This window comes from Thermus sp. FJN-A, assembly GCF_054655095.1.
The window spans coordinates 98,286-120,665 of record NZ_BAAHSC010000190.1 but is presented as its reverse complement, the minus strand read 5'-3'; the positions used below and the strand labels follow the sequence as shown (position 1 = coordinate 120,665).

28 protein-coding genes are annotated in these 22,380 nt (G+C 70.0%); 12 read left to right on the top strand and 16 right to left on the bottom strand.

The window, feature by feature from the left end; translation table 11 throughout:
- From fmt to zapE, 7 genes are all read right to left on the bottom strand, one after another.
- On the bottom strand, positions 1 to 915 hold the full coding sequence (gene fmt / locus ACYQ0J_RS08210) for a methionyl-tRNA formyltransferase (RefSeq protein ID WP_460171675.1): 915 nt from the start codon (positions 913 to 915) through the stop codon (positions 1 to 3).
- On the bottom strand, positions 912 to 1,487 hold the full coding sequence (gene def / locus ACYQ0J_RS08205) for a peptide deformylase (protein ID WP_460171674.1): 576 nt from the start codon (positions 1,485 to 1,487) through the stop codon (positions 912 to 914). Before def ends, fmt begins: the two co-directional genes overlap by 4 nt.
- 5 nt (positions 1,488 to 1,492) lie before the next feature.
- Positions 1,493 to 2,308, bottom strand: coding sequence for a CdaR family protein (locus tag ACYQ0J_RS08200; protein WP_460171673.1), 816 nt, complete (start codon positions 2,306 to 2,308; stop codon positions 1,493 to 1,495).
- Positions 2,301 to 3,014, bottom strand: a complete 714-nt coding sequence (cdaA, locus tag ACYQ0J_RS08195) for a diadenylate cyclase CdaA (protein ID WP_460171672.1) — start codon at positions 3,012 to 3,014, stop codon at positions 2,301 to 2,303. Before cdaA ends, ACYQ0J_RS08200 begins: the two co-directional genes overlap by 8 nt.
- A gap of 2 nt (positions 3,015 to 3,016) precedes the next feature.
- Entirely contained in the window at positions 3,017 to 4,162 is a 1,146-nt protein-coding gene (locus ACYQ0J_RS08190) for a phosphopentomutase (protein WP_460171671.1), read from the bottom strand.
- A gap of 89 nt (positions 4,163 to 4,251) precedes the next feature.
- Complete coding sequence (locus ACYQ0J_RS08185; RefSeq protein ID WP_460171670.1) at positions 4,252 to 4,509, bottom strand: hypothetical protein; 258 nt, start codon at positions 4,507 to 4,509, stop codon at positions 4,252 to 4,254.
- Between the two features lie 9 nt (positions 4,510 to 4,518).
- Positions 4,519 to 5,490, bottom strand: a complete 972-nt coding sequence (zapE, locus tag ACYQ0J_RS08180) for a cell division protein ZapE (protein WP_460171669.1) — start codon at positions 5,488 to 5,490, stop codon at positions 4,519 to 4,521.
- 73 nt (positions 5,491 to 5,563) lie between these two features.
- On the opposite strand from zapE, the gene ACYQ0J_RS08175 reads away from it, so the two are divergent.
- Positions 5,564 to 5,821, top strand: a complete 258-nt coding sequence (locus tag ACYQ0J_RS08175) for a glutaredoxin family protein (RefSeq protein ID WP_460171668.1) — start codon at positions 5,564 to 5,566, stop codon at positions 5,819 to 5,821.
- Here ACYQ0J_RS08175 and ACYQ0J_RS08170 read toward each other — a convergent pair.
- Positions 5,797 to 6,309: a DinB family protein gene (locus ACYQ0J_RS08170; protein WP_460171667.1), complete on the bottom strand. Its 513-nt coding sequence runs from the start codon at positions 6,307 to 6,309 to the stop codon at positions 5,797 to 5,799. The two genes, ACYQ0J_RS08175 and ACYQ0J_RS08170, sit on opposite strands and share 25 nt — an antisense overlap.
- 53 nt (positions 6,310 to 6,362) lie before the next feature.
- Between ACYQ0J_RS08170 and ACYQ0J_RS08165 the strand changes: the two genes are divergently transcribed.
- From ACYQ0J_RS08165 to ACYQ0J_RS08135, 7 genes are read left to right on the top strand one after another with little or no spacing between them, the layout of a single operon-like run.
- Entirely contained in the window at positions 6,363 to 6,629 is a 267-nt protein-coding gene (locus ACYQ0J_RS08165) for a type II toxin-antitoxin system Phd/YefM family antitoxin (RefSeq protein WP_460171666.1), read from the top strand.
- 7 nt (positions 6,630 to 6,636) lie between these two features.
- Complete coding sequence (locus ACYQ0J_RS08160; RefSeq protein ID WP_460171665.1) at positions 6,637 to 7,416, top strand: enoyl-ACP reductase FabI; 780 nt, start codon at positions 6,637 to 6,639, stop codon at positions 7,414 to 7,416.
- A 52-nt stretch (positions 7,417 to 7,468) separates the two neighbouring features.
- Positions 7,469 to 8,380, top strand: a complete 912-nt coding sequence (locus tag ACYQ0J_RS08155) for a VOC family protein (protein ID WP_460171664.1) — start codon at positions 7,469 to 7,471, stop codon at positions 8,378 to 8,380.
- 11 nt (positions 8,381 to 8,391) lie between these two features.
- Positions 8,392 to 8,997: an alpha/beta hydrolase gene (locus tag ACYQ0J_RS08150; protein WP_460171663.1), complete on the top strand. Its 606-nt coding sequence runs from the start codon at positions 8,392 to 8,394 to the stop codon at positions 8,995 to 8,997.
- Between the two features lie 5 nt (positions 8,998 to 9,002).
- Complete coding sequence (gene ispG, locus ACYQ0J_RS08145; protein ID WP_460171662.1) at positions 9,003 to 10,217, top strand: flavodoxin-dependent (E)-4-hydroxy-3-methylbut-2-enyl-diphosphate synthase; 1,215 nt, start codon at positions 9,003 to 9,005, stop codon at positions 10,215 to 10,217.
- Positions 10,217 to 11,374 carry a tRNA guanosine(34) transglycosylase Tgt gene (tgt, locus tag ACYQ0J_RS08140; RefSeq protein ID WP_460171661.1) on the top strand — a complete coding sequence of 386 codons (1,158 nt, stop codon included), beginning with the start codon at positions 10,217 to 10,219 and terminating at the stop codon, positions 11,372 to 11,374. The genes ispG and tgt overlap by 1 nt, the downstream gene beginning before the upstream one ends.
- Before the next feature lie 35 nt (positions 11,375 to 11,409).
- Positions 11,410 to 12,645 carry a uracil-xanthine permease family protein gene (locus ACYQ0J_RS08135; protein ID WP_460171660.1) on the top strand — a complete coding sequence of 412 codons (1,236 nt, stop codon included), beginning with the start codon at positions 11,410 to 11,412 and terminating at the stop codon, positions 12,643 to 12,645.
- A gap of 84 nt (positions 12,646 to 12,729) precedes the next feature.
- On the opposite strand, the gene ACYQ0J_RS08130 is transcribed toward ACYQ0J_RS08135, so the two are convergent.
- From ACYQ0J_RS08130 to rpmB, 3 genes are read right to left on the bottom strand one after another with little or no spacing between them, the layout of a single operon-like run.
- The gene (locus ACYQ0J_RS08130) at positions 12,730 to 13,827 is read right to left on the bottom strand and encodes an AI-2E family transporter (RefSeq protein ID WP_460171659.1); all 1,098 of its coding nucleotides are present in this window, start codon (positions 13,825 to 13,827) and stop codon (positions 12,730 to 12,732) included.
- Positions 13,828 to 13,831: 4 nt separating this feature from the next.
- Entirely contained in the window at positions 13,832 to 14,527 is a 696-nt protein-coding gene (locus ACYQ0J_RS08125; protein WP_460171658.1) for a M23 family metallopeptidase, read from the bottom strand.
- Between the two features lie 53 nt (positions 14,528 to 14,580).
- Positions 14,581 to 14,877 carry a 50S ribosomal protein L28 gene (rpmB, locus tag ACYQ0J_RS08120; protein ID WP_460171657.1) on the bottom strand — a complete coding sequence of 99 codons (297 nt, stop codon included), beginning with the start codon at positions 14,875 to 14,877 and terminating at the stop codon, positions 14,581 to 14,583.
- Positions 14,878 to 14,938: 61 nt separating this feature from the next.
- Here rpmB and lspA point away from each other — a divergent pair, with 61 nt between their 5' ends.
- Positions 14,939 to 15,388 carry a signal peptidase II gene (lspA, locus tag ACYQ0J_RS08115; RefSeq protein WP_460171656.1) on the top strand — a complete coding sequence of 150 codons (450 nt, stop codon included), beginning with the start codon at positions 14,939 to 14,941 and terminating at the stop codon, positions 15,386 to 15,388.
- A 70-nt stretch (positions 15,389 to 15,458) separates the two neighbouring features.
- On the opposite strand, the gene aspC is transcribed toward lspA, so the two are convergent.
- Complete coding sequence (aspC, locus tag ACYQ0J_RS08110) at positions 15,459 to 16,616, bottom strand: aspartate/prephenate aminotransferase (protein WP_460171655.1); 1,158 nt, start codon at positions 16,614 to 16,616, stop codon at positions 15,459 to 15,461.
- A gap of 28 nt (positions 16,617 to 16,644) precedes the next feature.
- Between aspC and ACYQ0J_RS08105 the strand changes: the two genes are divergently transcribed.
- Positions 16,645 to 16,950, top strand: a complete 306-nt coding sequence (locus tag ACYQ0J_RS08105; protein ID WP_460171654.1) for a nucleotidyltransferase family protein — start codon at positions 16,645 to 16,647, stop codon at positions 16,948 to 16,950.
- Positions 16,951 to 17,046: 96 nt separating this feature from the next.
- On the opposite strand, the gene ACYQ0J_RS08100 is transcribed toward ACYQ0J_RS08105, so the two are convergent.
- Entirely contained in the window at positions 17,047 to 17,964 is a 918-nt protein-coding gene (locus ACYQ0J_RS08100) for a diacylglycerol/lipid kinase family protein (RefSeq protein ID WP_460171653.1), read from the bottom strand.
- Positions 17,965 to 17,981: 17 nt separating this feature from the next.
- Between ACYQ0J_RS08100 and ACYQ0J_RS08095 the strand changes: the two genes are divergently transcribed.
- Together ACYQ0J_RS08095 and ACYQ0J_RS08090 are read left to right on the top strand one after the other, a co-directional pair.
- Positions 17,982 to 18,626: a histidine phosphatase family protein gene (locus ACYQ0J_RS08095; protein ID WP_460171652.1), complete on the top strand. Its 645-nt coding sequence runs from the start codon at positions 17,982 to 17,984 to the stop codon at positions 18,624 to 18,626.
- A gap of 40 nt (positions 18,627 to 18,666) precedes the next feature.
- Positions 18,667 to 19,521: a GNAT family N-acetyltransferase gene (locus ACYQ0J_RS08090; protein ID WP_460171651.1), complete on the top strand. Its 855-nt coding sequence runs from the start codon at positions 18,667 to 18,669 to the stop codon at positions 19,519 to 19,521.
- Here the strand turns inward: ACYQ0J_RS08090 and ACYQ0J_RS08085 are convergent.
- From ACYQ0J_RS08085 to ACYQ0J_RS08075, 3 genes are read right to left on the bottom strand one after another with little or no spacing between them, the layout of a single operon-like run.
- A complete protein-coding gene (locus ACYQ0J_RS08085) occupies positions 19,491 to 20,372 on the bottom strand; it encodes a histone deacetylase family protein (RefSeq protein WP_460171650.1) in 882 nt (293 codons plus the stop codon). The two genes, ACYQ0J_RS08090 and ACYQ0J_RS08085, sit on opposite strands and share 31 nt — an antisense overlap.
- A gap of 4 nt (positions 20,373 to 20,376) precedes the next feature.
- Positions 20,377 to 20,826: a tRNA (cytidine(34)-2'-O)-methyltransferase gene (locus ACYQ0J_RS08080; RefSeq protein ID WP_460171649.1), complete on the bottom strand. Its 450-nt coding sequence runs from the start codon at positions 20,824 to 20,826 to the stop codon at positions 20,377 to 20,379.
- The gene (locus ACYQ0J_RS08075; protein ID WP_460171648.1) at positions 20,826 to 22,361 is read right to left on the bottom strand and encodes an ATP-binding protein; all 1,536 of its coding nucleotides are present in this window, start codon (positions 22,359 to 22,361) and stop codon (positions 20,826 to 20,828) included. Before ACYQ0J_RS08075 ends, ACYQ0J_RS08080 begins: the two co-directional genes overlap by 1 nt.
- Positions 22,362 to 22,380 lie beyond the last annotated feature (19 nt).

Here is a 22,380-nt window from a genome sequence, read left to right as displayed (position 1 = left end):
TTATTCCAGCTTGGTTCCCGGGACCACCCCATACCCCCTGGCCCAGTCGGCGGCGGGCATGGGGCGCTTACCCTCGGGTTGCACCTCCAAGAGGCGGATGAGCCCCTCCCCGGTGCCCACCAGAACCCCCTCCCGGTCTACCGCCTGCACCACCCCAGGCTCTCCCCTTCCAGGCTCAGGGCGCATCCTAAGCACCTTCACCCGCCTCCCCTCGTGGAAGAAGTAGCTTCCCGGCCAGGGTTGCACCCCCCGGTGGCGGTGGTAGATGGCCTGGGCGCTTTCCCCAAAGCGGATGCGCCCCTCCTCCTTGGTGAGGAGGGGGGCGTAAGAGGCCTCCCCCTCCTGAGGGGTGGGGGTGAGGTGGGGAAGGTCCTTAAGGACCTGGAGGAGGAGTTCTATGCCCTTGTCCCGCAGGCGCCCGGCCAGGGCCACGGCGTCCTCATCGGGAAGGATCTCCGTACGCCAGACCGCGTAGAGGGGCCCGGTGTCCAGCCCCTCCTCGGTCTTCATGATGGAGACCCCGGTCTCCCGCTCCCCCCGGATGAGGGCCCACTGCACCGGGGCCGGCCCCCGGTACTGGGGGAGGAGGGAGGGGTGCAGGTTGAGGAAGCCCCAGGGGGGGACCTGGAGGACCTCCTTGGGCAGAACCTTGCCGTAGGCGGCGGTGACCGCCACCTCGGGGGCCGCCTTCTTGAAGGCTTCCAGGAACTCCCGGTTCCCCTTTAGCCTTTCCGGCTTCCAAAGGGGAAGGCCCCTGGCCTCCGCATACTGGGCCACCGGGCTCGGGGTGGGCCTGAGACCCCGGCCCCGGGGCCGGTCGGGCTGGGTCACCACCAGGACCACCTGGTGGTGGCGGTCCAGGGCTTCCAGCACGGGCACGGCCCATTCCGGCGTGCCGAAGAAGGCCACCCTCATCGCCCGGAAAGCTCCTTTAGGAGGGCCTTGGCCTCCTTCTGGAGGCGGGCGAGCTCGGCCCGGTTCTCCTCCAAGAAGGCCTCCCGCTTAGCCTTGGGGAGCCGCTCAAAGAAAAAGACCCCTTCCAGGTGGTCCATCTCGTGCTGGAACACCCGGGCCATGTACCCCTCCAGCTCCAGGACGCGCTCCCTTCCCTCCTCGTCCTGGTAGGCCACCCGGATGCGCTCCGCCCGGGGCACCTCCTCCGCGTAAAGGCCCGGGAGGGAGAGGCAACCCTCCAGGCCCTCCACCTCCCCTTCCCGGTGGAGGAGGACGGGGTTGGCCACCACGTAGACCCGGCGCACCAGGTCCCGGAGGGGACGCTCCTCCCCCTCGGGCTCGTCCGCGTACTCCACCGCCACGAAGAGGCGCTGGGGTAGGCCGATCTGGGGTGCGGCCAGGCCCACCCCCCGGGCCTCAAACATGGTTTCCAGCATGTCCTCGGCGAGCTTCCTCAGCCCGGAGAACTCCTGGACGGGCCGCGCCCGCTTGCGCAACACCGGGTCCCCGTAAAGGCGGATGGGGTAAATCATCCTAGCTATTCTAGCGCAAGGCGCACCCTTCCCGAAACCTGGCCTAGGGCCCGCACCCCGGGGGGAAGGTCCAAAAGCCAAGGCCCCGAGACCTCCCCCGGACGAAAGCCCTCCTTAGGCCGGGCCTCCACCTGGGCCAGCCCCTCCAGGGCCTCCTTCGGCCCCACCACCTCCAGGGTCTTGGGGTCGTAGTCCACCACCTTGAGGCCCACCGGGGGGCGGAGGACCACGGCCACCTCCTTGCGGAAGAGGGGGGCCTCCCGCGCCACCACCCGCACCTCCTTGGGGGAAAGCTCCACCCCGGGAAGGGGTCCTTGGGACCCAAAGGCGGTGAGGGCCAGGGTATCGCCGCCCAGGTCCAGGCCCACCGCCACCACCGCCTCCTCCACCCGGCTCCTCGGCCCCTTGGCCTCCACGAAGGCGGGGTCGGTGCGCACCCAGGCCCCTTGGGCCAGCACCTCCACGGGGAGGGTGCGGGAGAGCACCGCCTCCACCCGGCCCTCCACCCGGGCCGGGCGCACCTCCAAGACCTCCACCCCCTGGGGCACGGCCACCCGCACCTCCCGGGCAAAGCCCCCCTCCACCCCGGAGAGGTCCAGGTAGGCGGAGACCGGCGGGCTCCCCTCCACCAGGTGCGCCGGCCCCCTGAGGCGCAGGAGCACCTCCTTGGGGACCCCCTCCACGGTGCGCTCCCCCTCCAGGCCCACCACCTGCAGGGGCACGCTCACCGCCCGCTCCACCACCGGGGCCCGCTCGCGCAGGGAGTACCACACGGCAAAGGCGGCGAGGAGCGCCAGGAGAAACCCCCCCCACTCACGCACGCAGCACCTCCTTGAGCCTTTGGCGCAGGGCCTCGAGGCCCAGAGGGGGCGAAAGCCGCCCCCCCTCGGCCACCCGGATGGCCCCCGTCTCCTCGCTCACCACGATCACCAGGGCATCGGAAACCTCGGAAAGCCCCAGCGCCGCCCGGTGCCGGGTGCCAAGGCCCATCCTGGCCTCCGAAAGGGGAAAGACGCACCCCGCGGCGAAGAGCCGGTCGCCCCGCAGGATGGCCCCCCCGTCGTGCAGGGGGGTGCCGGGGTAGAAGACCGTCTGCAGGAGCCTGGCGGAGAGCCTGGCCTCCAGGACCTCCCCCGTGGCCGCGTACTCCCCCAAGGGGGTCCGCCTTTCCAGGGCGATGAGGGCCCCGTAGCGGCGTTCGGAGAGCCGGGAAAGGCCCAAAAGGAGCTCCTCCAGGGCCAGGGAGGGGGCCTTCGGCCCCTGGGCCCGGCCCAGGCGCTCCAGAAGCCCCCTGAGTTCCGGCTGGAAGACCACGATGAGGGCGAAAGCCCCCAAGGTGGCGGCGTTCCCCAAAAGCCAGGCCAGGGTGCTAAGCCCGAGGAGGCTCGCCAGAAACCAGACCACCAGGTAGACCAAGACCCCCCGCACCAGGTTCAGGGCCCGGGTGCCGGAGATGAGGCGGTGGAGGTAGTAGAAGAGGACCGCCACCAGGAGGATGTCCAGGAGGTCGCGCCAGGTGACGGGCATGGTCAAAGCAGGCTCTTGCCGGGGCCTTCCCAGGAAAGCCCGAAGAGCCTCGCCCAGGTGGCCCCCAGGTCGGCGAAGCTCTCCCGGGTGCCCAAATCCCCCCCCACCCCCGGCCCCACCCAAAGGAGCATCCCGTACTCCCGGGTGTGGTCGGTGCCGAAGAAGGTGGGGTCGTTGCCGTGGTCGGAGACCAAGAAGAGGTGGTCCTCAGGCCCCAGGGCCTCGAGGAGCCGGGGCAGGAAGGCGTCCACCTCGGCCAGGGCCTGGGCGTAGCCCTGGGGGTTGCGGCGGTGGCCGTACTTGGCGTCGAAGTCCACCAGGTTGGTGAAGATGAGGCCCCGGAAGTCCTCCCCCATCAGGGCCAGGGTCTTCTTTAGGCCATCGGCGTTGTCCTTGGTCCGCACCGCGCGGGTGAAGCCCTGCCCCGCGTAGATGTCGGGGATCTTGCCCACCCCCACCACCTCGAGGCCCCCCTCCTTCAGGAGGTCCAGGACGTTCCGAGGGGGCTTCAGGGCGAAGTCCTTCCTGAGGTCCTCCCGGCGGTAGAAGCTCCCCTGCTCCCCGGCGAAGGGCCGGGCGATGACCCGGGCCACCTGGTGCTCGCCCACCAGCATCTCCCGGGCCACCTGGCAAAAGCGGTAGAGCTCCTCCAAGGGAACCACCTCCAGGTGGGCCGCCACCTGAAAGACGGAGTCGGCGGAGGTGTAGACGATGGGGTAGCCCGTCCGCAGGTGAGCCTCCCCGTAGTCCCGGATGGCCTCGGTGCCGGAGTAGGGGCGGTTCAAAAGCCATCCCCCCACCCCGATCCGGTCCGCCCAGGCCCTGAGGAGGTCCTCCGGGAAGCCCTCGGGGTAGGTACGGAAGGGCTTCTCCAGGTAGATGCCCACGAACTCCCAGTGCCCGGTGGTGGTGTCCTTCCCGGGGTTCACCTCCCGCATGCGCCCGTAGGCCCCCCGGGGGTTGGCGGGGCGGGGCAGGGTGTGCACCCCCCTTACCCATCCCAGGCCCAAGGCCGCCAGGTTGGGCAGGGCCACCCCCGTCTTCAAGACGGTGTGGTCCAGGGTGTCCGCCCCCTCGTCCCCAAACAGGGGGGCATCGGGCAGGTAGCCGAGGCCCACGGAGTCCAGAACCAGACCAATGACCTTCATCCCACGCCCCCGTAGCTTGGCTTCGCCCCACGCAACCTTCGGCCCACCCCCTTAGGCCGGCCTTTGGGGCCCCCACCGAGGCGGAAGCCCTAGGACCTGAGGCCCCCCTCCTCTTCCTCCTCGTCCTCCGCCAGGGCCATGAGCTCCTCCGGGGTCATCTCCGAAAGGGCCCGCACCGCCTGGAACTCCTCCACAAGCCCCTGGATCTCCTCCATGGCTTCCTTCAGGGAGAGCTCCCCGTCCTGGTACTCGTCCAGGACTTCCTCTATGGCCTCGAGGATCCCCACGGCGGCGCTGGCCTGGGAGAGGGCCTGGGCCAGCTCGGAAAGCCTTTCCGCTAGGTCCATGCCCCCATGCTACCCCAAAAGCTCCCCCAAGCGGGAAAGGGCGCGGCCGTACTTTTTGGCGAAAGCCCCGTGGCGGTAGCCCTCGGGGAAGAGGTGGCCCAGGGGGGCCCCGGAGGCCCGCAGGTCCAGGCCGAGGTTGTAAATTTGGTCCACAAAGTGCACGAAGCGGAGGGCGTCGTTCTGGTCGGGGATTGGCTCAAGCCCCCTCAGGTAAACGGCCTCGAGGCCTTCCAGCAGGTAGCGGTAGCGGATGGGGTGGAGGGTGCGGAGGTGGCGGAGAAGCTCCGGGAAAGCGTCCAGGCTTTTGCGCCGGGGGTCCGCCCTGTGGGCGGCGAGGAGCTCGGCATCGGAAAGGAGCTTGGGGTAGTGCCCGGGCTCCCGGTGGCGGAAGTCCTCCCCCTCAATGCGCTCCACGGCGAAGCGCCGGGCCAGGCTTTGGATCTGGTGGCGGAACTGCTCGGCGTTGAAGCGCCCCTCCCCCAAGGCCCCCGGGGGGGTGTTGGAGGTGGTGGCCACCCTGAGGCCCCGGTCCATGGTGAGGGCCAGGAAGTGGGTGACCATCTGGGCGTTCCCGGGGTCGTCCAGCTCAAACTCGTCCAGGAAAAGGTAGCGAAGGGCCGCGAAGCGCTTAGCCCCCTCCCGGAGGCCCAGAAGCCCCAGGGTGTAGGTGAGCTCCTCAAAGGTGAGGAAGGCCTTGGGCGGAGGGGCCTCGAGGTAGGCGGCCACCAGGAGGTGGGTCTTCCCCACCCCGAAGCCCCCGTCCAGGTAGACCCCCTGGGGCCCCGGCAGCCGGGGGCGCAAAAGCCCCCGGGGGCGGTCGTGCACCCATCTTCGCAGGCGCTCCTTGGCCAGGGCCTGGGAGGGGTAGCGGGGGTCGGGGCGGTAGGAGGCGAAGGTGGCCCCCCGAAAGCGGGGTGGGGGAGCGAAGCCCTTTAGGAGCCTTTCCAGGTCCACCCCGGGATGGCGGTCGACCAGGCGCATGGGTTATAGCCTAGCGCACCGCCTAGCGGACGGGGTGGTAAGACCCCCTGCCCCTCTGTTACCCTAGGTGGGTATGGTGCGGCTCTACGGCATCCCCGGCTGCGGCCCCTGCGAGATCGTGAAGATGTTCCTGGCCCACAAGGGGATCCCCCACGAGTTCGTCAACGCCCGGCAAGACCCCCAGGCGGCGCAAAAGATAGCGGAGCTAGTGGGCAGCCCCACCGCCGGGGTGGTCCTGGAGTGGAACGGGAAGGTGGAGGCCATCCGGGGCGTCTCCCCCGCCGCCCTCAACGCCTGGCTCGCCCGCTACCTGGAGGGCCAGGCCTCCTGAAGGGCCTTAAGGTGGTGCGCCTCGTGGTAGGCTGCGGCCCTTAGCCAGCCCAAAGGGCTAAGCTCCCCGAAGAAGGGGTGGGGGAAGGTGGCGGGGTTCTCCGGGTCCCCCCTTTCCGCCTCCTCCAGGAGAAAGACCCGGGCTTTCTCTAAAAGGGTCAGGACCTCTTCCAGGGAAAGGCCTCCTTTAGGCCTCACCCCCTCGGGGGCCTGGGGCTTCCCGTCCCTGAACTCCCCGGGTTGGACCTGGACCGGGGGCAGGCGCTCCCCGGCCGCCACCCGGCGGAGGCGCCTCAGGACCCGGGCGGTGCTCTCCTCCACCAGGGCGACGTGCTCCGCCACCATGAGGGGGGTCCAGGCCCCTTCCCGGAGGGGCCGGGAAAGCCAGCCGGGGTCCGCCCCCCGAAGCAGGGCGAGGAGGGCCTTGCGGCTTTCCCCAAGGCGCTTCAGGGCCTCTTCCCAGGAGCCGTAGTCCGCCAACCGGACCATGCCTTAGGATAACCTGGGCTTAGCGGGCACAGGTTTCTGCCTGTAATGGCCACATGCGGGTCGTCTCCGTGAGCGAGGCCAAGAACCACCTCTCCGAGCTCCTCCGCCAGGTGCGGAAAGGAGAGGAGGTCTTCATCCTGGACCGGGGGGTGCCCGTGGCCCGCCCAAGCCCGGCCCTGGGCCCGGGAACGCTCCTCGGGCTGGAGCGCCAGGGCCTCCTGCGCCGGGGAAAGGGAAGGCCCCACCTAGAAGACCTCCCCTTCCGACCCCTAAGGAAAGCGTCCTCCAAGCCCTCCTTGAGGAGCGAGAGGAAAGTATAATCCCCCCATGCTCACCCTGGACCTATCCGGCAAGAAGGCGTTGGTCATGGGGGTCACCAACCAGCGGAGCCTGGGCTTTGCCATCGCGGAGAAGCTCAAAGAGGCGGGGGCGGAGATCGCCTTGAGCTACCAAGGGGAAAGGATCCGCCCCGAGGCGGAAAAGCTGGCCGAGGCCCTGGGGGGCGCCCTCCTCTTCCAGGCGGACGTGACCCAAGACGGGGAGCTGGATGCCCTCTTCGCCGGATTGCGGGCGGCGTGGGGGCACCTGGACTACCTGGTCCACGCCATCGCCTTCGCCCCCCGGGAGGCCATGGAGGGGCGGTACCTGGACACCAGGCGGGAGGACTGGCTTCTCGCCCTCGAGGTCTCCGCCTACTCCCTGGTGGCCGTGGCCCAAAGGGCCGAGCCCCTCCTGAGGGAAGGCGGGGGGATCGTCACCCTCACCTACTACGCCAGCGAAAAGGTGGTGCCCAAGTACAACGTGATGGCCATCGCCAAGGCGGCCCTGGAGGCCAGCGTCCGCTACCTGGCCTATGAACTCGGGCCCAAGGGGGTTAGGGTGAACGCCATCTCCGCGGGGCCCGTGCGCACGGTGGCGGCCCGGAGCATCCCGGGCTTCATGAAGATGTACGACCGGGTGGCCCAGGTCTCCCCCTTGAAGCGCAACGTGACCCAGGAGGAGGTGGGAAACCTCGGCCTCTTCCTCCTCTCCCCCCTGGCGAGCGGCATCACCGGGGAAGTGGTCTACGTGGACGCGGGGTACCACATCATGGGGATGGAGCTCTAGGGGCGGGGGCCTGGGCTACATTTTCTAAAGCAAAAGGGTCCTACCCTGGGGTGTGGAAGGAAGCTACGGCCTGCACCACATCACCTGTATCGCCGGCGACCCCCAGGAGAACCTGGACTTCTACGCGGGGGTGCTGGGCCTGCGCCTGGTGAAGCGGAGCGTGAACCAGGACGACCCCACCACCTACCACCTCTTCTACGCGGACCGGGAGGGCACCCCGGGCACCGACCTCACCTTCTTCCCCTGGCCCAAGCTACCCCCCCACCGCCCGGGAGTGGGCCAGGCGGTGGAGGTGGCCCTGGCCGTCCCCGAGGGGAGCCTGGGCTACTGGGAAGGCCGCCTGGGCCCCTTCCTCAGGGGGCAGGGCCAGCGCTACGGCCACCCCGCCCTCCTCCTGCAAGACCCCCACGGCCTCCCCCTGGCCCTGGTGGAGGCCCCGGGCCCGGGCAGGCCCTGGGAGGGAAGCCTCGTCCCCCCGGCCTACCAGGTGCGGGGGCTTCTGGGGGCGCGCCTTCTGGTGCGAAGCCTCCTCCCCAGCCTGGCGGTCCTGGAAGGGGTCCTGGGGTACCGGCGGGTGGCGGAGGAGGGAGGCCGGGCGCTTTTGGAGCAAGGGGGAAGCTTTCTGGAGGTGGAGGCCCTCTCCGGGGGCCGCTGGGGGGCCTTCGGGATGGGCGGGGTGCACCACCTGGCCTTCCGGGTGCGGGACGAGGCCCACGGCCTGGCCCTGCGCCAGAAGGCCCTGGACCTGGGCCTCCGCCCCACCCCGCCCATAGACCGGTTCTGGTTCCGCTCCATTTACTTCCGGGAGCCGGGGGGCGTCCTCTTTGAGCTGGCCACGGACGGCCCGGGGTTCACGGTGGACGAACCCCTGGAGGGCCTGGGACAGCGCCTGGTCCTCCCCTCCTGGCTGGAGGCCAAGCGGCAGGCCCTGGAGGCCGTCCTACCCCCCCTGCACCTCCCATGAACCCTCCCCACTTGGTCCTAGCGGGCCTCGAGAGCCTCACCTTCCTCCTTCTTCACGGCACCGGAGGGGATGAACGAAGCCTCTTGCCCTCAGCCCGCTCCCTGCGCCCCGGGGCCCACCTCCTGAGCCTCCGGGGGGAGAGCCTGGAGGAGGGGGTTCCGCGCTTCTTCCGCCGGCACCGGGAGGGGGTGTTGGACCTGGAGGACCTGAAGGCCAAGGCCCAGGGCCTGGCGGCCTTCGTGGAGGAGGCCCTGAGGCGCCACTCCCTCCCCCGACCCCTGGTGGCCCTAGGGCACTCCAACGGGGCCAACATGGCCTTGGGCCTCCTCTTCCACCACCCCCATCTCCTGGATGGGGCCCTCCTCTTCCGGCCCCTGGAGCCCTTCGGCGAACCCTACCCGCCCCTGGAGGGCAAACCGGTCCTCTTCCTCCTGGGTGCCCAGGACCCCCTGGTCCCCCCACAGACGGCCGAGGCCTTGAGGGGACGCCTGGAGGCGACCGGGGCCCGGGCCGAGGGCCACCTCCTTCCCGCCGGCCACGCTCTTACCCCGGAAGACCTGGCCCTGGCCCAAGGGTGGCTTGGGCGGGTGTTTCCCCCCAGGCCTCCCTTACCATAGGGGAGATGAGACGCCCTACCCCCACGGTCTGGGTGGGCCGGGTGCCCCTAGGCGGAGCCCACCCCATTGCCGTGCAGTCCATGACCAACACCCCCACCGCCCAGGTGGAGGCCACGGTGGCCCAGATCCTGGCCCTCCACCGGGCGGGGAGTGAGATCGTGCGCCTCACGGTGAACGACGAGGAGGCGGCGAGGGCCGTGCCCGAGATCAAGGCACGGCTCCTCGCCGAGGGGGTGGAGGTCCCCCTGGTGGGCGACTTCCACTTCAACGGCCACCTCCTCCTGCGCAAGTACCCAAAGATGGCCGAGGCCCTGGACAAGTTCCGCATCAACCCCGGGACCCTGGGCCGGGGGCGGCACAAGGACGAGCACTTCGCCGAGATGGTCCGCGTCGCCATGGACCTGGGAAAGCCCGTGAGGATCGGGGCCAACTGGGGAAGCCTGGACCCCGCCCTCCTCACGGAGCTCATGGACCAAAACGCGAAGCGCCCCGAGCCCAAAAGCGCCCAGGAGGTGGTCCTCGAGGCCCTGGTGGAAAGCGCCTGCCGCTCCTATGAGGCCGCCATGGAGATGGGCCTGGGGGAGGACAAGCTCGTCCTCTCCGCCAAGGTCTCCAAGCCCAGGGACCTGGTCTTCGTCTACCGGGAGCTCGCCCGCCGCACCCAAGCCCCCCTCCACCTGGGCCTCACCGAGGCGGGCATGGGGGTGAAGGGGATGGTGGCCTCGGCCGCCGCCTTGGCCCCCCTTCTCCTGGAGGGCATCGGGGACACCATCCGGGTCTCCCTCACCCCAAGCCCTAAGGAGCCCCGCACCAAGGAGGTGGAGGTGGCCCAGGAGATCCTCCAGGCCCTGGGGCTTCGCACCTTCGCCCCCGAGGTGACGAGCTGCCCGGGGTGCGGCCGCACCACCAGCACCTTCTTCCAGGAGCTGGCCCAGGAGGTGAACCGCCACCTCCGGGCCAAGCTCCCCGAGTGGAAGGCGCGCTACCCCGGGGTGGAGGGCCTCAAGGTGGCGGTGATGGGGTGCGTGGTGAACGGCCCCGGGGAGAGCAAGCACGCCCACATCGGCATCTCCTTGCCGGGGGCGGGGGAGGAGCCCAAGGCCCCGGTCTACGCGGACGGCAAGCTCCTCACCATCCTCAAAGGGGAAAGGATCGCCGAGGAGTTCCTGAGCCTCGTGGAGGACTACGTCAAGGCCCACTTCGCCCCCCGGGAAGCCTGATGGAGCCCTTCCGCTTCCAGGTGGAGGCCTGCTCGGGAAGGGCCCGGGTGGGGAGGCTCTCCACGCCCCACGGGGCGGTGGAAACCCCCCTCTTCATGCCCGTGGGCACCCAGGGCTCGGTGAAGGGCCTTATGCCCAAGGACCTGAAGGCCATCGGCAGCCAGGTCCTCCTGGCCAACACCTACCACCTCCTTCTAAGGCCGGGCCCCGAAAGGGTTAGGGCCCTTGGGGGGCTCCACGGCTTCGCGGGCTGGCGGGGCCCCTGGCTCACGGACTCCGGGGGCTTCCAGGTGATGAGCCTCGGGCACCTGCGCCGCATAGACGAGGAGGGGGTGGTCTTCCAGAGCCACCTGGACGGCAGCCTGGTGCACCTCACCCCCGAGCGGAGCATCGCCGTGCAGGAGGCCCTGGGGGCGGACCTCATCATGGCCTTTGACGAGTGCCCCCCCTACCCCTCCTCCCCGGAGTACCTGGGGGCCTCCCTGGAGCGCACCCTCCGCTGGCTGGAGCGCTCCCTAAAGGCCAAGACCCGCCCCGACCAGGCCCTCTTCGGCATCGCCCAGGGGGGGACGGACCCCGGGCTCAGGCGCCGCTCCACCCTGGAGACCATCCAGTTTGACCTCCCGGGCTACGCCATCGGGGGCCTGGCCGTGGGGGAGCCCAAGGGGGCCATGTTCGCCATGGTGGAACTCTCCACCCGCCTCCTCCCCGAGGACCGCCCCCGCTACCTCATGGGGGTGGGCCACCCCGAGGACCTGGTGGCGGCCATGGGCCTGGGGGTGGACCTCTTTGACTCCGTCTACCCCACCCGCACGGGCCGCTTCGGGAGCGCCCTCACCCCGGAGGGGCGCCTGAACCTCAAAAACGCCCGCTTTCTGGAGGACAAGCGGCCCCTGGAGGAAGGCTGCGACTGCTACACCTGCCAGACCTATAGCCGGGCCTACCTCGCCCACCTGGTGCGCGCAGGGGAGATGCTTGGGGGGATTCTCCTCTCCCTCCACAACCTGCGCCACCTCCACCGCCTCACCGAGGCCGCCCGGGAGGCCATCCGGCGGGGGGATTACGGGGCCTTCGCCCAGGCCTTCGCGGAAAGGCGCTTCGGGCGCGAGGTCCCCGCCTGGTTTCGGGAGGCCATGGCCGCGGGGGGGCACTGGTGATCCCCCCTTGAGCCTACCCGTAGAATGGAGCCGGTATGACACCAAAGCACCTTATCCTGGGGCTGCAGCACGCGGTGGCCATGTTCGGGGCCACGGTGTTGGTGCCCCTCCTCACCGGTCTTAACCCGGCGGTGGCCCTCTTCACCGCCGGGGCGGGCACCTTGGTCTTTCACCTGGTCACGGGGCGCATGGTGCCCGTGTTCTTGGGCTCCAGCTTCGCCTTCATCGCCCCCATCCTGGCGGCCAAGGAAGCGGGCTTCTCCCTGGCGGCGGTGGGCGGGGGAATCGCGGCGGCGGGTCTGGTGTACGCCCTCTTCGCCCTCCTGGTTCTCCTCATCGGCTCCGAAAGGGTGCGCCAGGTCTTTCCCCCCGTGGTCACGGGACCGGTGATCGTGGTCATCGGCCTCACCCTGGCCCCCGTGGCGGTACAAATGGCCAGCAAGGACTGGCTCCTGGCGGTCTTCACCTTCTTGAGCGCCGTGGTCAGCGCGGTCTTCTTCCGGGGGCTTTTCCAGATGATCCCCGTGCTCCTAGGGGTCGGGGCAGGATACACGCTGGCCCTCCTCCTGGGCAGGGTGGACCTGAGCCCCTTGGCGGAGGCCGCTTGGTTCGGCCCACCCTCCTTCACCCTGGCCACCCTTGAGTGGGGCGCCGTGCTCCTCATCGCCCCGGTGGCCTTCGTCACGGTGATGGAGCACATCGGGGACATCCTGACCAACGGCCGGGTGGTGGGGAAGGACTTTTTCGCCAAGCCTGGCCTCCACCGCACGCTCCTGGGAGATGGCCTGGCCACCAGCCTGGCCGGGGTTCTGGGAGGTCCCGCCAACACCACCTACTCGGAGAACACCGGGGTCTTGGCGGTGACCAAGGTGTACGACCCCCTGGTCCTGCGCATTGCGGCGGGGTTCGCCATCCTCCTCGCCTTCTTCCCCAAGCTTTCCGCCCTTCTCCAGACCCTGCCCCCCGGGGTTTTGGGTGGCATCTCCATGCTCCTCTTTGGCATGATCGCCTCCATCGGCATCCGGACCCTGGCCGAGGCGGAAATAGACTTCACCCACAGCCGCAACTTGATCGTGGTGTCCGCCATCTTGGTCCTAGGCCTGGGTGGGGCGGTGGCCCAGCTGGGCACGGTCCAGGTGGCGGGCGTAGCCGTGCCCCTCAAGGTGAGCGGCATGGCCCTGGCGGCCCTGGTGGGCGTGGTGCTGAACCTGGCCCTGCCCCGAAAGCTGGAGCCGGAGGAGCTGGCCACGGAGGAGGAGCGGCTGCCCTAGCCCCTCCTCCCCTTTCCTCCACCCCACCGCTACCGGAAACCTCCGCCAGGGCTTTTCGCCGGGGCGCGCCAGCATGGGGTGGGATCACCCCTCCCGGTAAAAGCGGCTTCCCTTGTAGTAGTCCTCCAGAAGCACCTTGAGGAAGGCGGCGGCGGGCACCCCCAGGAGGGCCCCCCAGAGGCCGAAAAGGGTGGCCCCCAAGAGGATGGCGGCGATGGCGGTGACCGGGTGGAGCCTCGTGGCCCGGCCCACGATGAAAGGCCCCAGGAGGTTGCCCTCAATCTGGTTGGCCAGCCAGAGGACCAAAAGGGCCAGGAGGGCCTTGAGCCACCCCCCGGTGGCGGCCAGGAGCAGGGCGGGGACCCCGGAGACGATGACCCCCACGAAGGGGATGAGGTTGAAGACCCCGGCGAGAAACCCCAGGCTCGCCGCCAGGGGCACCCCCACGAGCCAAAGCCCCGTTCCCACCATGAGGCCCACCAGGAAGGCCACCAAAAGCTGGCCCCGCACGAAGCCGCCCACGCTCCGGTCCAGCTTGCCCGCAAGCTCGGCCACCAGGGGCTGGTAGGGCTCGGGGAAGGCGGAAAGGGCCGCCCGCCCCAGGCGGGGGAGGTCGTAGAGGAAGTAGATGGAAAGGGTAAGGGCGGTGAGGAGCTGAAAAACCCCTCCCAGGAGGGAGGTGAAGAAGCCGAGGAGGTTCCCTCCCTGGGAGAGGAGGCCTTGGAACCAGCGCACCAGGGCCTCGAGGAAGCCCCGAAGGAGGCCCTCCAGGTTCCGGCTGGCCTCGGCCAGGACGGGCTGGAGGCTTTCGGGGATGGGTATGGCCCGCACCCGGTCGGGCAGGGAAAGGAGCCAGGAGACCAGGGGTTCCAGTAGGCGGGGTAGCTCCCGGGTGAGCTGGGAAAGCTCCAGGACCGTCTGGGCGGTGAGGAAGGAGGCCAGGCCCAGGAAGAGGACCAGGAGGAGGTAGACCAGGACCACCCCCACCACCCGGGGAAGCCGCCTTCCCTCAAAGAAGCGCACCACCGGGTGGGCCAGGTAGGCGAAGGCGAAGGCGGTGAGCAGGATGGACAAGGCGGGCCAGGCCCGGACCAGGAAGCGGTAGAGCAAGAAGAAGAGGAGGAGGTAGACGAGCACCCGCACGTAGGGGTTCTCCCACACCCGGGCGAAGGCCTCGCGCATGGGGCTATTCTAAGCCGAAAAAGGCTTTGGCCTGGCGGAGGAGGGCTTCCCGGGCCAGGCCCTGGAAGAGGAAGGGGCTTCGGCCGGGCTCCCCCTCCCATACCTCAAAGAGGAGGCGGGGCGCCCCCCCCAGGAGGCCGGTGTTGCCCAGGTAGCCCACGGGGTCCCCCCGGTGCACCCGGCTTCCCACCCTTAGCCCCGGGTAGGGGGCCTGGAGGTGGGCGTACACGGTGGTGCGGCCGTCCGGATGGCGGACCCAGACCTCGAGGCCCCGCAAAAGGTCCATGTCCTCCGGGGAGGCCCCCTCCTTCACCCGCTCCAGGAGGGCCCGGTAGGCCTCGGGGGAGGGCTCTTGGTAGTCCAGGTCCACCTTCACCACCTCCCCGCTAAAAGCGGCCACCACCCCCATGCCCCGGGCCACGGGCACGCAGGCATCCCCGTTCCGGAAGACGAAGCCCGCGCTCACCCCCTTGCGGTAGGTCCGGGGGGCGTTCGGCAGGTTCTCCGGGCGGGAAGGCAGGCAAGCCCCGGGAAGGGGAAGCCGGTACCCCTCGGGGGCCCAGGCCGCCTTCTGGCGGAGAACCCCCACCTCCTGGCGCAAGGCGGCAAGCTGCCGGCCCCTCAGGGAAAAGCCCAGGCTCACCACCAGGGCGTAGAGGGCCAGGGCCAACAGGAGGTAGTGCCCCGGCTTCCAGCCCACGGGGCCATCCTAACAAAAAGCCCCCCGCCTTGGGGGGATGGCCCTGAGGGCATCTAGAGGAGCTTGAGGAGGCGCTCCTTGATCTCCTTGGGGGAAAGGCCCTCCAGCTTGAGCCCCTTGGCCCGCTCCAGAAGCTCGTAGACCTTGGGGATGTGGCTGGCCGCCACCCGGAAGGTGACCTCCTGGCCCGCCACCCTGACCCGCACCTTCTGCAGGTTGGGGTACTGGCGGCGCTTGGAGATGCCGGTGGTCTTCCGGCCCACACCCCCTTCCCGCTTGGCCTTACCCCGCCGCTCTATGCTGTTGGCCACCACGGGCCGCTTTCCACTGATCTCGCACACCTTGGACATAGCGCCCTCCCGTGCCCGAAGGCAAACCCTAAGGAGTATAGCACAAGGTAGACTCTTGGGGATGCCTACGGTGCTCATCCCCCTCCTCCTGGCCCTTGACCAGATCCTAAAGCTCTGGGCCCTGGAAAACCTCTCCCCCGTGCCCAAGCCCCTCCTGGACGGCCTCCTCTACCTGACCCTGGTGCGGAACACGGGGGCGGGGTTTGGCCTCCTGCAAGGCCAGGCCTCCCTCCTGGGATGGCTTAGCCTCCTGGTGGGGGCGGCCCTCCTCTACCTCCTGGCGAAGCGAAGCTATCCCTTTTGGCGAAGCCTCTCCCTTTCCCTCATCGCCGTGGGGGCTCTGGGAAACGGGGTGGACCGCCTGGGGCGGGGCTATGTGGTGGATTACCTGGACCTGGGCACCTCCATCCCCCTCATCGCCAACTTCCCCGTCTTCAACCTGGCGGACGTGTGCGTGACCCTGGGGGCCTTCCTCCTCCTCTTGGCCCCCGGGAAAAGGCGCCGCTATTAAGCACCCCGCCGAGGCTTGCCCCTAGGCGGGGGCCCCAAAAGGCATGCCCAGGCGCTTCCTCTGGGGTGGATTAGCTCCGCCCCAGGGCCCGGGCAAAGCGCTCCAGGGCCTTCTTGAGGTTTTCCTCGCTGGTGGCGTAGGAGAGGCGCACGTGGCCAAAGGCGGCGAAGTCCGTGCCCGGGACCACCGCCACCCCCGCCTCCAAGAGCCTCTCCGCCGCCTGCACCTCATCGGGGGCAAAGGGAGAGGTGTCCAAAAGGACGTAGAAGGCCCCGCTGGGGCGCACCGCCTTCAGGCCGAGGGCGGCCAGGCCCTCCAGGAGGAGGTCCCGCCTCCTGCGGTAGGCCTCCCGGGCCATCTCCACAAAGGCCCGGCTGGCCTCCTGGTTGGTGAGGGCCTCAAGGGTGGCCCACTGGGCGATGGTGTCCGGGCTCGTGGTGGACTGGCTGGACACGTCGGCCATGGCCTTGACCACCGCCTTGGGCCCGCAGGCGTAGCCGATGCGCCAGCCCGTCATGGCGAAGGCCTTGGCCGCCCCGTTCACGGTGATGGTGTGCTCCGGGGCCACCCTTCCAGGGGAGAAGGGCTCCCCCTCGTAGATGAGGTGCTCGTAGATCTCGTCGGAAACCAGGTAGAAATCGTGCTCCACCGCAAGCCTTGCCAGGGCCTCGAGGACCTCCTTCGGGTAGACCGCCCCCGTGGGGTTGTTGGGGGAGTTCACCACCAGGGCCTTGGTGCGGGGGGTGATGGCCCGCCGCACCCTTTCGGGGTCGGGGACGAAGCCCTCCTCGGGGAGGGTCTTAACCTCCACCGCCACCCCCCCGGCGAAGCGCACCATCTCCGGGTAGCTCACCCAGTAGGGCGCAAGCACGATGACCTCGTCCCCCGGGTCCAGGATGGCCTGGAAGAGGTTGAAGAGGGCCTGTTTGCCCCCCACGGTGACGATGGTCTCCTCAGGGGTGACCTGGAGGCCGTTTTCCCGGCGGAACTTCTCCGCCAGGGCCTCCCTGAGCTCCGGGATCCCCGCCGGAGGGGCGTACTTGGTCTTGCCCTGGGCCAGGGCGCGTCTTGCCGCCTCCTTCACGTGCTCGGGGGTGTCAAAGTCGGGCTCGCCTGCGGTGAGGGCCACCAGGTCCACCCCCTTGCGCTTTAGCTCTAGGGCCTTGGCGTTCACCGCCACCGTGGCCGAGGGCTTCATGGCCTGGACCCTTCGGGAAAGGCCGCGCATGGCCTAAGTATACGGGTAGAATGGGCCCGTGACGGAAGGCGAGGTCCTGGAGGAGGTGGTGCGCCGGGTGCGGCAGAGGCTTAAGGGAAGGCGCTACCGCCTCTACCTCTTCGGCTCTCGGGCCCACAAGGGGGCGGGCCCCCGCTCGGACTACGACCTGGCCCTCCTCGCCGATCCCCCTCTGGACCTCGCCACCCTGGGAGAACTCAGGGAAGCCCTGGAGGACCTGCCCATCCTCCAGTCCCTGGATCTGGTGGAGCTATCCTGGGCCCCGGGGCTTAGGGAGGCGGTGGAAAAGGAAGGGATCCTCCTTGACGAGGGAAACGAAGCTTAAGGCGCAGATGGCCTCTCTTGCCCGGGCGGTGGAACGCCTAAAGGCCGCCTTAGAGCGGCCCAAGGACGAGTACATCCGGGACTCGGCCATCCAGTATTAGGCTCCCACCGGCCTGGGCAGGGGCACCCCTCCCCGGGCCCCGGCGCGGCCGCCCACCACCCTTAGGCCCAAGGGCCGCACCTCCGCCCGGTAGACCGCGGCCTCCGGGAGCAGCTCCCCATCGGCATGGGCGGGCACGGGATGGGAAAAGGCCACCTCCACCTTCCGCCCCGCGTACGCCCGCACCTGCGGGTGGCCCAGGTGCCTCCCCAGAAGGAGCCTGGGGAGGATAAGGACCACCCCCAGCCGGGAGAGCTCCCCGGCCAGGACCACCGAGAGGAGCCCGTCCCGGGGGTCGGCCATGGGGGCGATGGGGATCCCCCCCCCATAGGCAGGCCCGTTCATGGCGGCCAGGAGAAGCATCCGCCCCTGGTGGACCTCCTCCCCGTCCACCAAGACCCGCCCCCCGGGAAGGCGCAGGTCCTTGAGCACCAGGAAGAGGGCGTAGAGGTAGCGGGGCATGCCGCGGAGGAAAGCCGGGGCGGTAAGGGCCTTCCGGGCCACCAGGGCGTCAAAACCTATCCCCAAGGAGGCCCCGAAGGGCTCCCCGTTCACTAGGCCCAGGTCCACCGCCTCCTCGGGGGCCTCGAGGGCGAGCTCCAGGGCCTCCGGCCAGGAGAGGTGGCGCAGGCCCAGCATGCGGGCGAAGTCGTTGCCGCTCCCGATGGGCACCACCCCCAGGACCTTCTCCGCCCCGGCCAGGCCCTTTAGCACCTCGTGCACCGTGCCGTCCCCCCCCACGGCCACCACCCGGGCCCCCAGAGGGGCCTTTTGCGCCAGCTCCGTGGCGTGCCCCGGCCCCTCGGTGAGGAAGGCCCTGGCCCCCCGCTCCCGCGCCGCCTTCAGGATGGCCCCGGAAAGCCTCCCCACCTTGCCGCGGCCCGCTGCGGGGTTCACGATGACCCACCTTTCCACCCCCGTATTCTACGGGTATGGGCCTCCTCGCCCACTTCCTGAAGGGCCCCCACCCGAAGACCACCCTCCTCCTCACCCGGGCCGGGCCCGTGGAGAACCCCCACCACGTCCTCTACAGCCACCCGGGGTTGCCCTTGGCGGAAGAGGGCCGAAGGGCCCTCCTTTCCCTCCTGCCCCTCCTAAGGCGCTACCCCCTCGTCCACGTCTACGCCGCCGACAGCCTGGCGGAGGCCGAGGGGGCAGCCCTCCTGGCGGGGGCGCTTTCCGTCCCCTTCACCCTCCTCCCGGAGCTTCGGGAAAGGAGCTGGGGGGCCTGGGAGGGGAAGGCCTTCGCCGAGGTGGAGGCCCGCTTTCCCGAGGTGGTGGCGGCCTGGCTGGAGGACGAGGCGGGCTTCGCCCCACCCGGGGGCGAGAGCGTGCGGGAAGCCTGGGCGCGGGGCAGGGAGGCGGTAAAGGCGCTTTTGCAAAGGCACCGGGGCCAGGCCCTCCTGATGGTGGGCAACTGCACCGTAAACCGCGCCGCCCTAAGCCTCGCCCTCCCCCTCCCCCCGGAGGAGGGCCTGAGGCTGGAGCAGGACTATGCCAGGCTCTCCGTGGTGGACTTCTACGGGGAGGAGGGGGTGGTGAAGGCCTTGAATCTGGGGCCGGACGGGTGCCCCTAAGCGCCCCCCAAAGGGGCGTGCTCTGGGGTAGACTGAGGGCATGATCCGGCCCGTGGGCCGCCAAGACCTCCCTGGGCTCCTCCGCCTCCTCCGCTGGATGGACGAGAGCCCCAAGCGGGGGGTGCTGGCCCCCGAGGCCCGGGACCTCGAGGGCCTCGCCGAGGAGCTGGAGGACGGCCTGGTCCTCGTGAGGGACGGGGAAGTGGCGGGGTACGTGGGCCTTTACCCCTTCTGGGACGGGGCCGCGGTGGAAGGCCCCCTGGCCTACCAGGAGGAGGACCTGCCCCTTCTCCTCCAAGGGGTGGAGGAGCGGGCTAAGGAGCTCCACGTGGAGCGGCTTTACGCCTTCCCCCGGGAGGAAAACCGCACCCTCCGCCGGGCCCTGGAGGAGCGGGACTTCGGCCTCCTGCACCTCACCTACTTCTTCGTCAAAAACCCCGAGGGCCTGGAGTACCCGCCCCCCGAAGGGGTGGTCATCCGCAAGGGCTTTCCCGGCCCCGGGGTTTACCGGGAGCTTTACCGGGAGAGCGAGGAGGGGTGGGCCTTGCGCCTCAAGTGGACGGACGAGGAGCTCAAGGAGCACTTCCAGGACCCCCACGTCCACCTCCTGGTGGCCTACCAGGGGGAAAGGCCCGTGGGCATGGCCGAGGTGGAGCTGGAAGAAGGAGAGGCCAGCGTGGCCTACATCGGGGTGGTCCCCGAGGCCCGGGGGAAGGGCATCGGCCGGGCCCTTCTGGCGGAAACCGCAAGGCTCGCCCGGAAGAAGGGGGCAAGGCTCCTGCGGGTCCGGGCCCACGACCACGAGAAGGGGGCCCTGGAACTCTACCGCAACCTGGGCTTCAGCCTGGAGGAGGCTGTGGCCACCTACGCCAAGGAGCTTAGGGCCATCCGGTAGGTCAGGGCGTGGGCCTCCACGGTGAGGCGGGGGTCCCGGTTGTACCCCCCGCCCATGACCACCACGAGGGGCACCCCCAGGGCCTTCACGAAGCGGAAGACCCTGGCGTCCCGCCTCCTCACCCCCTCCAGGGTCAGGGCGAGGCGGCCGAAGCGGTCCCCTTTGAGGACGTCCACCCCGGCGTTGTAGAAGACGAACTCGGGCCGAAAGGCCGAGGCCTGTGCCAAGGCCTCGTCCAAAGCCCATAGGTAAGCCTCGTCCCCGGTGGCATCGGGAAGGCCCACGTCCAGGTCGCTCCGCTCCTTCCTCAGGGGGTAGTTCCGCTCCCCGTGGAGGGAGAGGGTGTAGACCGAGGGGTCCTCCCGGAAGAAGGCCGCCGTGCCGTTCCCCTGGTGGGCGTCCAGGTCCACCACCAGGATGCGCCCCCCAAAGCCCCGGGCGCGAAGCCAGGCTATGGCCACCGCCACGTCGTTGAAGAGGCTGTACCCCTCGGCCCGGTCGGGGAAGGCGTGGTGGGTGCCCCCCGAGAGGTTGAGGCCAAGGCCGGCCTCGAGGGCGTCCAGGGCGGCGGCCAGGGTCCCCCCGGCGGCGTGGAGGGCCCGCCGCAAGAGGGCCTGGCTGAAGGGAAGGCCAAGCCTCAAGGCCTCCTCCCGGGTAAGCCCCTCCCCGAAGAGCCTATCCAGGTAGCGGGGGTCGTGGGCCAGGAAGAGAGCCTCCTTGGGCACCTCGGGAGCGGGGAGGACGGGGAGGAGCCCCTTTAGGGCCTCCGCCACCCCCTGGTACTTGTAGAGGGGAAAGGGGTGGCCCTCGGGCAGGGGGAAGGCCAGGTGGGCGGTGGAGTAGGCCCGCACCCCCTCATGGTAGCGAAAGCTGGCGGTAGGCCTCGTAGGCCGCCACCCCCACGGCCACCGCCAGGTTCAAGGAGCGCACCGGCCCCGGCATGGGGATCCGGAGGGCGGGGAACTGGGCCAGGATCTCCTTGGGGAGCCCCCGGGTCTCGGGGCCGAAGAGGAGGTAGTCCCCTGCTTGGAAGCGGGCCCGGAAAAGGCTTTCTTCGGCCTGGGCGCTGAAGGCCCACACCCTGGCCCCTGGGGGCAAGATGGCCCCAAAGGCCTCCCAGGAATCGTGGACCCGAAGGTCCACGTGGGGCCAGTAGTCCAGGCCCGCCCGCCTGAACCTGGGGCTGGAGAGGAGGAAGCCCAGGGGGCGGATCAGGTGGAGGGGCCACCCCAGGGCGGCCGCGGTGCGGGCCACGTTGCCGGCGTTCTGGGGGATCTCCGGCTGGTAGAGGACCAGGTGAAGCACTACCGCCTCCGGTACCGGGTGGCCGCTCCCCGGCCCACCCGCTCCACCCGGCCCTCCCGCACCAGGCGGTTGAGCAGGGAGAGGGCCGCCCGGGAGGAAAGCCCCAAGGCCCCCTCCACCTCCCGCCTGGGCCGCGGCGCCTCCAAGAGGGCCAGGGCCCGCTCCGCCAGGGGGTCCCGCCGGGCCAGGTGGTACCGTCCCCCCTCCCTGCCCACGAGCCCCATGCGCTCCATGCGGGCGAGCACCCTCCGGGCGGCCTCCTCGGGGAGCTGCAGGGCCCGGGCCAGCTCCCCTAGGGTGGCCTCCCCCACCCGCCGGAGGTGGGCCACGGCGATGAGGTGGTCCAGGCTGAAGGCCCCATGGCGCTCCTGGGCCTCGGCCAGCTCCCGCACGAAGGCCTCGTCCAGCTCGGGGTTGTAGAGGACGAGGGTCAGGGCCTCGGGAAAGAGGCGAAACTCCGGGGGCTCCTTGCCGTACTTGAGGAGGAGGCGGTACATCTTGTCCACCCCGCTTCCCGCCCGCTCCACGTAGCCCAACCGATAAAGGGCCTCGGCCAGGCGGGGGTTCCGCCTCTTGGGGGGGTGGCGCAGGACGTTCTCCGGGGTGATCCCGGGGGGAAAGCCCCCTGGGTTGGAGACCTCCAGGCGGTCCCGGTGGTGGTGCACCTGGATGGCATCCGGGCTCTGCCAGTCCCGGTGGACCAGGGCGTTCAGGAGGGCCTCCCGGTAAACCTCCTGGTCAAAGTCCCAGACCTCGAGGCGAAAGAGCCCCACCGTGAGGTAGCGCACCCGGTTCCGGGCCTGGATGAGGTCCCGGAGCCTTTCCAACAGGGCAGGGATGGGCCTCAGGAGGTCCTCCCGGAAGGCGTAGGTCCCCTCCTCCTCGTGGAAGTAGTAGCTCACCTCCGCCTGGGGCAAGAGGCGGCGCAGGGCCAAGGGGGTGCCCGCCAAAAGAAGCCCCGCCACCGTGGGCCTTTCCTCCCCCTCCACCCGCTCCAGAAGCCCCAGGGCAAAGAGGAGTTCCAGGTCCGGCAGGGCGGCCAGGTTGCTTCCCCGCTCCTCCAGGATGCGCCTAAGGCGCAGCACCTCCACGGGGTCCAAATCGGAAAGGCTCGCCGCCGGCAGCACCTGGGCGGTGAAGTCGGGCTCGGGCAGGGCCTGGCCCAGCCGGAGCTCCGAAAGCCGCTTGCCGTCCCAAAAGGGCACCCGCCCCGCCCCCACGGCGATGGCCGTGGGGCTTTGCGGCACGAAAAGGGCCAGGACCCTCCCCTCCGGCCCCTCCACCACCTCCACGTAGGGCAGGAGGAGCCCCTGGGTGAGCTGGAAGAGGGCGTGGGTGATCTGCAGGGGGTGGATCTCCGCGGCCCCCAGCACCTTTCCCTCGGGGCTCACCCCCAGGAAGAGGGTGCCCCCCCGGTGGTTGGCCAGGCCCGCGGCGTAGCGGGCCAGCTCCTCGGGGGAGAGGTCCTTGGGCAGGAAGAGGGTGCGCTCGTCCTGGCCCGCGCGAAGGCGCGCTTGCAGCTCCTCCCACGTCACGGAGTCCAGTTTACGAGGC

Bases quoted from the DNA above. Each gene is read 5' to 3' on its own strand.
- ACYQ0J_RS08185 (WP_460171670.1), bottom strand. From the start codon at position 4,509: ATGGACCTAGCGGAAAGGCTTTCCGAGCTGGCCCAGGCCCTCTCCCAG.
- ACYQ0J_RS08135 (WP_460171660.1), top strand. From the start codon at position 11,410: ATGACACCAAAGCACCTTATCCTGGGGCTGCAGCACGCGGTGGCCATG.
- lspA (WP_460171656.1), top strand. From the start codon at position 14,939: ATGCCTACGGTGCTCATCCCCCTCCTCCTGGCCCTTGACCAGATCCTA.
- def (WP_460171674.1), bottom strand. From the start codon at position 1,487: ATGATTTACCCCATCCGCCTTTACGGGGACCCGGTGTTGCGCAAGCGG.
- aspC (WP_460171655.1), bottom strand. From the start codon at position 16,616: ATGCGCGGCCTTTCCCGAAGGGTCCAGGCCATGAAGCCCTCGGCCACG.
- rpmB (WP_460171657.1), bottom strand. From the start codon at position 14,877: ATGTCCAAGGTGTGCGAGATCAGTGGAAAGCGGCCCGTGGTGGCCAAC.
- zapE (WP_460171669.1), bottom strand. From the start codon at position 5,490: ATGCGCCTGGTCGACCGCCATCCCGGGGTGGACCTGGAAAGGCTCCTA.
- ACYQ0J_RS08095 (WP_460171652.1), top strand. From the start codon at position 17,982: ATGGGCCTCCTCGCCCACTTCCTGAAGGGCCCCCACCCGAAGACCACC.
- ispG (WP_460171662.1), top strand. From the start codon at position 9,003: ATGAGACGCCCTACCCCCACGGTCTGGGTGGGCCGGGTGCCCCTAGGC.
- ACYQ0J_RS08170 (WP_460171667.1), bottom strand. From the start codon at position 6,309: ATGGTCCGGTTGGCGGACTACGGCTCCTGGGAAGAGGCCCTGAAGCGC.
- tgt (WP_460171661.1), top strand. From the start codon at position 10,217: ATGGAGCCCTTCCGCTTCCAGGTGGAGGCCTGCTCGGGAAGGGCCCGG.
- fmt (WP_460171675.1), bottom strand. From the start codon at position 915: ATGAGGGTGGCCTTCTTCGGCACGCCGGAATGGGCCGTGCCCGTGCTG.
- ACYQ0J_RS08190 (WP_460171671.1), bottom strand. From the start codon at position 4,162: ATGAAGGTCATTGGTCTGGTTCTGGACTCCGTGGGCCTCGGCTACCTG.
- ACYQ0J_RS08160 (WP_460171665.1), top strand. From the start codon at position 6,637: ATGCTCACCCTGGACCTATCCGGCAAGAAGGCGTTGGTCATGGGGGTC.
- ACYQ0J_RS08165 (WP_460171666.1), top strand. From the start codon at position 6,363: ATGCGGGTCGTCTCCGTGAGCGAGGCCAAGAACCACCTCTCCGAGCTC.
- ACYQ0J_RS08090 (WP_460171651.1), top strand. From the start codon at position 18,667: ATGATCCGGCCCGTGGGCCGCCAAGACCTCCCTGGGCTCCTCCGCCTC.
- ACYQ0J_RS08175 (WP_460171668.1), top strand. From the start codon at position 5,564: ATGGTGCGGCTCTACGGCATCCCCGGCTGCGGCCCCTGCGAGATCGTG.
- ACYQ0J_RS08130 (WP_460171659.1), bottom strand. From the start codon at position 13,827: ATGCGCGAGGCCTTCGCCCGGGTGTGGGAGAACCCCTACGTGCGGGTG.
- cdaA (WP_460171672.1), bottom strand. From the start codon at position 3,014: ATGCCCGTCACCTGGCGCGACCTCCTGGACATCCTCCTGGTGGCGGTC.